The 6,599-nt window shown below is 69.0% G+C and carries 6 protein-coding genes; 2 read left to right on the top strand and 4 right to left on the bottom strand.

Going from position 1 to position 6,599, the window contains the following annotated elements:
* The first annotated feature begins 422 nt into the window (after window positions 1–422).
* Together G3N93_RS30945 and G3N93_RS30940 are read left to right on the top strand one after the other, a co-directional pair.
* Window positions 423–1,676: a LysR family transcriptional regulator gene (locus G3N93_RS30945; RefSeq protein ID WP_174939131.1), complete on the top strand. Its 1,254-nt coding sequence runs from the start codon at window positions 423–425 to the stop codon at window positions 1,674–1,676.
* A 170-nt stretch (window positions 1,677–1,846) separates the two neighbouring features.
* Entirely contained in the window at window positions 1,847–2,743 is an 897-nt protein-coding gene (locus G3N93_RS30940; RefSeq protein WP_206134661.1) for an NAD(P)-dependent oxidoreductase, read from the top strand.
* 59 nt (window positions 2,744–2,802) lie between these two features.
* On the opposite strand, the gene G3N93_RS30935 is transcribed toward G3N93_RS30940, so the two are convergent.
* The 4 genes from G3N93_RS30935 to G3N93_RS30920 all read right to left on the bottom strand — a co-directional run.
* Window positions 2,803–3,354 carry a DNA-binding protein gene (locus tag G3N93_RS30935; protein WP_206122080.1) on the bottom strand — a complete coding sequence of 184 codons (552 nt, stop codon included), beginning with the start codon at window positions 3,352–3,354 and terminating at the stop codon, window positions 2,803–2,805.
* Between the two features lie 44 nt (window positions 3,355–3,398).
* Window positions 3,399–4,646, bottom strand: coding sequence for an MFS transporter (locus tag G3N93_RS30930; protein WP_206134660.1), 1,248 nt, complete (start codon window positions 4,644–4,646; stop codon window positions 3,399–3,401).
* 298 nt (window positions 4,647–4,944) lie between these two features.
* Window positions 4,945–5,274, bottom strand: coding sequence for an H-NS family nucleoid-associated regulatory protein (locus G3N93_RS30925; protein ID WP_027792132.1), 330 nt, complete (start codon window positions 5,272–5,274; stop codon window positions 4,945–4,947).
* Between the two features lie 327 nt (window positions 5,275–5,601).
* On the bottom strand, window positions 5,602–6,599 hold a 998-nt coding region (locus tag G3N93_RS30920; RefSeq protein ID WP_206134659.1), incomplete at its 5' end, for a reverse transcriptase family protein.

Below are 6,599 nucleotides of genomic sequence, written 5' to 3'. Positions count from 1 at the left end.
GCTCGTGGAACGCCCGGGGTGGTCGGACAAACAATGAATCAGATGGCGGTCCGCAGCGCCGGCAACTGCGCCGATGCGGCTGCCGGGATCAAAAGTACGCAACCGGCGATCGCACCACGTAGTCGGGGGAAACCCTTAAATTTCATCGGAATGGCATGACGTCCGGGCCGTTCGGCACGACGCCATTCATCCGACGGATCACGGGAACGCCCGCCGGATATGGCGCCCGCGCCCGGCCTCGCACCGAACCGCCGGCACCGCCAGCGATCCCCGCTCGCCGAACCCGATAAACAAAACAGATAGGCCGATAAGCACGATGCAAGCTGCTGCGCCGCCGTTCCGGTAAAGTCGGTCGACATCTGCCGCCGGCGCGCTGCGCACCCACCGGCATGCCATGCGGCCCGTCCGCACCCGAGCGCACCATGGACGACACCGAACTCCCGAACCTCGCATGCCTGTACGCGGTGCAGCGTGTGGCCGAAGCCGGCAGCGTGAGCCGCGCGGCCGCGACGCTGTTTCGTGCGCAATCGGCCGTCACGCGCGCCGTGCAGGAAATCGAAACGGCACTCGGCGAGCCGCTGTTCGACCGGAAACCGTCGGGCATGCTCGCGACGCCGGTCGGACGCGCGGTGTTGAAGCGCGGCGAGCGCGTGTTCGCCGAACTCGGCGAGCTGGCGAACTGGTGTGCGTTGCGCCAGTCGCGCCGGCGTGCGTCGGCCGACGGCGGGCTGCCCGCCTACCTGCTCAACACGCGGCGGCTGCAACTGTTCTCGACGCTCGCGCGGCACCGGCACATGCCGAGCGCCGCGCGCACGCTCGGCGTCACGCAGCCGGCCGTCAGCAGCGCGATCCGGATTCTCGAAAGCGGCGCGGGATTCGCGCTGTTCCATCGGCATCCGCGCGGCCTGCTGCTGACGACCGACGGCGAAACGTTCCTGCTGCACATACGGCGCGCACTGAACGAATTGCGGCATGTCGCCGACGACGTCGCGGCGCTGCACGGCAGCATCCAGGGCGTCGTGACCGTCGGCGCGCTGCCGCTCGGCCGGACGCTGATGCTGCCCGAGGCCGTCGCACGCGTCGTCACGCGTTTCCCGAAGGTGCGCGTGATCACCGACGAAAGCGCGTACGAAGCGCTCGTCGCGGGCGTGCGCGCGGGCGACATCGATTTCATCCTCGGCGCGCTGCGCGCGAGCGACCCGACGAGCGACCTCGGAAACGAACGGTTGATGTCGGAGAGCCTCGTCGTGCTGGCGCGGCGCGATCACCCGCTCGCCGGCGTGCGCAACCTCGGCATCAAGAGCCTCGCCAGCGCGCAATGGATCCTGCCGCGCATTCATTCGCCCGCACGCGGCCTGTTCGAAGCGCTGTTTCGCCGGATGAAGCTCAAGCCGCCGATGCCGACGGTCGAGACGGCCGACCTCGCGGTGATCCGCGGCCTGCTGCTGCACACCGACATGCTCGCGGTGCTGTCGGCGCAGCAGCTGCGTTACGAGTGCGATTCGGGCTTGCTGGCCGTACTCGACGTCCCGCCGATGCGCGAGACGACGCGCGATATCGGGCTGATGACGCGCACCGGCAGCCCGCCGTCGCCGGCCGCGCGCGCGTTGATCGACGCGATCCGCATCGTGGCGACCGAGGTGGCGCGCGCGCCGCATGCTGCCGTCGGGCGATAAGGAAAGCGCATGGCTGTCGCGGCGGGTTCGCATTGCATGCGCATCGACCATGAACCGACAATGTCCTGCAATGGCCGGTCGGCGCGGCATCGATTCGCGGCGCCGTCATAAGCGTGCCGGATACCGTCCGTCGTGACGGCCGCGGCCCCAATCGTGAAGGAGCGACACGCATGAACGATTCGACGATCGCATTCATCGGATTCGGCGAGGCCGGCGGCCTGCTCGGCGGCGCGCTGGCCGCGCGTAACGTGCGCGTGACGATGTACGACCGGCTGCTCGACGACGCGCACACCGCGCCGGCGATGCGCAACAGGGCCGCGCGCCTGAACGTGCGGGCCGCACCCACCCTCGCCGATGCAGTCCGCGATGTGCGGTGGATCGTGTCCGCCGTCACGGCGTCGTCCGATGCCGACGTCGCCGACGCCGTGGCCGCGTGCATCCGGCCGGGCCAGACCTTCATCGACATCAACTCGGTGTCGCCGGCGATGAAGCAGCACGGCCAGCAACGGATCGAAGCCGCCGGCGGCCACTATGTCGAAGCGGCCGTGATGGCGCCCGTGCCGCCGTACGGGCTCGCCGTGCCGATGCTGCTGGGCGGTCCGCAGGCCGAAGCGATCGCGTACGAGCTGAAGGCGCTCGGCTTCAATGCCCGGGCCGTGTCGGCTCGGGTCGGCGTCGCGTCGGCGGCCAAGATGTGCCGCAGCGTGATGATCAAGGGCATCGAGTCGCTGACCGTCGAATGCCTCGGCGCTGCCCGCGCGTATGGCGCCGACGCACTCGTGCTCGCGTCGTTGCGACAGACGTTCGACCAGTTCGCGGCATCGCCCGACCTGCCCGGCTACCTGATCAGCCGCGTCGCCGAACACGGCCGCCGGCGCGCGGCGGAGATGCGCGAAGTGTGCGAGACGTTGCGCGAAGGCGGCATCGCGCCGGAGATGAGCGCGGCATGCGCGCGCGTGCAGGATCGCTTCGTCGACAGGATGGCCGAGCGCGGCCTCGACTACGACGCGCTACTGCCGTTCGACTGGACGCAGACGCTCGACCTGCTTGATGGCCGGCAGCGGTAGGAACCGGCCGTGCGGCCGCGCCGACGTCGCGACAATCGCGGTCGACGCAACGCGATTCACTATCGCAGCGCCTGCTCCGCCGAAAACGCGCGTTCCACGAAGCGGATCACGTCGTCGAGCGACGACGTGCACGTGGCCCCCACCGCGAGCTCGCGAAACGCACCGTCCGGCCCGAAGCAGATGAGCGGCTTGCCCCAGCGCTGCGCAAGCGCAATCTCCTCGGCCGTGCCGTGGCCGCCCGGCAGCGCAACGATCAGGTCGCTGCTCAGCACGTTCACGTAGTTGCGGTTGATCGTATCCGGGGCGGCGTCCGGCTCGCGGCGCGGCAGCGGCGTGAGGATCGGGATGTCGACGAACGGATGCGGATAGCCGTCGAGCGGCACGAAGCCCGCGAGCGGATCGGCCTGCGTCGGCAGGATGCCGATCGATCGCCCCGCCCGCCCGGGCACGCCGACGAACGCGCGCGCGACCGCCAGCATCACGCCCTGCCCGCCGCCCGTCAGCAGATTGAAACCGGCCTGCGCGAGCCAGGCGCCGAGCGGCTCTGAAAACGCGAGCCACGGCGCCTTGCCCGAGCCCATTACGCCGATCGTCCTGTTCCGCTGTTGCATCGTGGTTTTCAGTGAAGTCGTTGTGTTACGCGCGATCGCCGCGCTCATTCGAGTTCGACGCCCTTGAGCTCGGGAATCAGGAACAGCGTCGCGACCATGTCGAGCACGTACAGGCCGGCGAGCAGCGCGATGGCCGTCTGGAACGAGTAATGCGCGGCCAGCGCGCCGACCGCGACCGGGCCGAAGCCGCCGACCGCGCGGCCGATGTTCCACAGCACGTTCTGCGCGGTCGCGCGTGCGGCCGTCGGATAGCCTTCCGACATCAGCGTTCCGTAACCGCCGACCATCCCGTTGACGAACATGCCCATCAGCGCACCGGCCCACAGCATCGCGGTCGGGTCCGACAGCCGCGCATACGCGAGGACCGTCACGACCGCGCCGAGCTGGTACAGCAGGAACGTCGGCTTGCGCCCGATGCGGTCGGCCAGCTGCCCGAACACCCAGACGCCGATCATCATCCCGACGACCGTCGCCGCCGTCCACAGCCCCGACTTCGTCAGTGAGAAGCCCATCTGTTTGGACAGGAAGGTCGGCAGCCAGATCATGATCCCGTAGTAGCCGAAGTTCTGGACCGAACACAGGATCACGATGCCGAGGCTCGTGCGCGCGGTACGACCGTCCGCGACGAGCAGGCGGAACGCATTGGGCTTCGGCTGCGCTGCGCGCTGCACGAACGCTTCAGGCTCGTGCAGCTTGTTGCGCATCGCCCAGGCCAGCACCGCGGGCAGCACGCCGACCAGGAACATCCCGCGCCAGCCGATGTGCATCAGCAGGAACGGCGTCAGCAGCGCAGCCAGCAGCACGCCGGCCTGCCAGCCGAGCGCGACGTAGCACGACACGCGTGCGCGCTTGCTGGCCGGCCACGCTTCCGCCGCGAGCGCCATGCCGATCCCGAACTCGCCGCCCAGCCCGATGCCCGCGATGGTGCGGTACACCAGCAGATCCTGGAAACCCTGCGCGAACGCGCACAGCCCGGTGAAGATCGCGAACAGCAGGATCGTCCAGGTCAGCACGCGCACGCGCCCGTAACGGTCGCTCAGTGCACCGAACAGGATGCCGCCCGCGACGGCGCCGATCAGCGTCCACGTGACCAGCGCGCCGCCCTGCCCGGGCGTCAGATGCAGCGCCGCCGTGATCGCCGGCAGCATGAAGCCGAGGATCAGCAGGTCGAAGCCGTCCATCGCATAGCCGATCGCCGATCCGGCCAGCGCTTTCCACGCGTACGCGCCGACCTGCTCCACGCGCGGGGCCGACGGGCCGCCGAGCGACGAAGATTTCATGTTTGCTGCCATGGTGTCCTGCCACGATTGTCCGGCGACATTCTAAGGCCTGTGCCCGCGAGCAAAGGGCTGGCCGGCCAGCCGGCAGCGAGGGTCCGCGTGCGCGGCGGCACCCGCTTGCGGGACGGCGAGCGGGAATCTGCGGGGCATGAACGGGAGGGAAAAACGGCGATCCGGTGTCGGCGGCGAGGCCGGCGATGTCGCGGTCAGGCCGGACACCGGATGAAAAACAGCATGCTGGCGGAGTGTTGCCGGCCGGCCCGCTCGTGCGAACCGGGCGGCGCCGGGTGGCCTCGCGGCCCGGCCGGCTTCAGCCTTGATCGTCTCCGGGCCACCAGGTCTTGGCCTCGCGGTCGACGGCGAGCGTATCGAGATCCTTGCCTTCGAGCCATTTCGGCCGCGGGCCGCGGCCCGACCATGAGCGGCCGGTCGTCGGATCGTAGTACTTGGCAGGCGCCTTGCGTTTTCGCTGGACGATGTAGCCAAGCGCGCTCAGCACTTCCTGCTGCGAAATTCCCAAAAGCTCGACCTGTTCCTTGAATGCCGCGAGCGCGGCTTGCTTCTCCTTCTGCTTCGCATCCGACAGCTTGATGTTCAGGTCCCGAAGTTGTGCTTCGAGTTCCTGCAGGGCCTGGGTCATGTATTCATCCTCTTTGGGCATGTTTTCGCAAAAAGCTCCGATGGCGGAACCTACCACGAAGTTCCGCCGATGGGGGCTGTCAAATGTGTGAATCGTTTGCCGGAGCCGGCATGGCTTGCGCGATACGCACTAAACGACGTCGCGCGTCAATCAATGACGGACAGGACCGGGCCGGCAACGCGCAGCCCGCCAGGTACGAAGGTACGGCGAACGGCTGCGGCAAGTAAGCGCCGCACCATGGCACAGGCGCGGCATGGCGCGAATGATAGCAGTGCTCGGTGTCGTGTTGCAGAAGACGGCGGCCGGCGTTGATCCGGATACGTCCGATTACAGGCCGACGTCGTGGACGTCCCACGCGATCCGGTCGAACAGCGCGCGCAGCTTCGCGCCGCGTGCCGGGTTCAGCGCGGCCGCATGCGCGACGCGCCCGGCGAGATGCGCTTGGAAGTCCGGATGGGCATCGCGATTCTGCGACGCCGGGCCGCTCCGGATGCAGTTGGTCAGGATGGCCTTCAGGAGATCGAACTCATCGCGCGCCAGGTTCGGATGACGATTGACGACCACGCCGGCCAGTTGCTGCCGCATGCCGCGCCGCATCACGCGCGTCTTGCGCAGTTGCAGCGCAAACCCCTCCTCGAGCGCGATCGCGGCGACCCGGACCTGCAGCCGCTCGACGTCGCGCGCCAGCGTGCTGCCGCCGGAAAAGGCGAGATCGTCGGCATAGCGCGTGTAGGTGGCACCGAGCGAACGCGCGAGCGCGGCGAGCCGCATGTCGAACCGGAACGCGCTCAGGTTCGCCAGCGCCGGCGACGTCGGCGCGCCCTGCGGCAAGTGCCGTTCGCGATAGCGCTGGCGAGCGATCCAGTCGAACCGGTCGCGCAGGTCCGGCGCGAGCAGCCGCGCGGACGGCACGCGGTTGGTGCACAGCCCGGTGAGCGTGCGCGCGACCTCGACCGGGTACCCGAGCGTGACGAACAGCGCGTGCACGCGTGCGGCGCGTATCGATACGAAGAAATCCGCCAGATCGAAACGGACGACGACATCGCGATCCGCATGCGGCGCCGCGAACGACACGATGCCGTGCCCCTTGCGAAAACCGTGCACCGCGCCGTGCGGCGCGATGCGATCGAGCAGCCCGTGCAGGATGCGGCGCTGCGCTTCGCGCAGCCGGCCTTTCGGGATTTCGACGAGGCGGCTGCCGCCGCTGCGCTTGTCGTGCGCCACGTACGTGTAGTGATGCAACGGCGTGGCGCTGCTGCGCGCGTCGACGCGCCAGTGGTCGGACAGCCAGTCGAGTTCCGGCGCGCTCACGCCGAGCCAGGCGA

The sequence above is a fragment of the Burkholderia sp. Se-20378 genome, assembly GCF_017104665.1.
Lineage (GTDB): Bacteria > Pseudomonadota > Gammaproteobacteria > Burkholderiales > Burkholderiaceae > Burkholderia > Burkholderia lata.
The sequence above is the reverse complement of the archived record's forward strand: the minus strand, read 5'-3'. Positions and strand labels throughout refer to the sequence as shown.

Bases quoted from the DNA above. Each gene is read 5' to 3' on its own strand.
- G3N93_RS30940 (WP_206134661.1), top strand. From the start codon at position 1,847: ATGAACGATTCGACGATCGCATTCATCGGATTCGGCGAGGCCGGCGGC.
- G3N93_RS30945 (WP_174939131.1), top strand. From the start codon at position 423: ATGGACGACACCGAACTCCCGAACCTCGCATGCCTGTACGCGGTGCAG.
- G3N93_RS30935 (WP_206122080.1), bottom strand. From the start codon at position 3,354: ATGCAACAGCGGAACAGGACGATCGGCGTAATGGGCTCGGGCAAGGCG.
- G3N93_RS30925 (WP_027792132.1), bottom strand. From the start codon at position 5,274: ATGACCCAGGCCCTGCAGGAACTCGAAGCACAACTTCGGGACCTGAAC.
- G3N93_RS30930 (WP_206134660.1), bottom strand. From the start codon at position 4,646: ATGGCAGCAAACATGAAATCTTCGTCGCTCGGCGGCCCGTCGGCCCCG.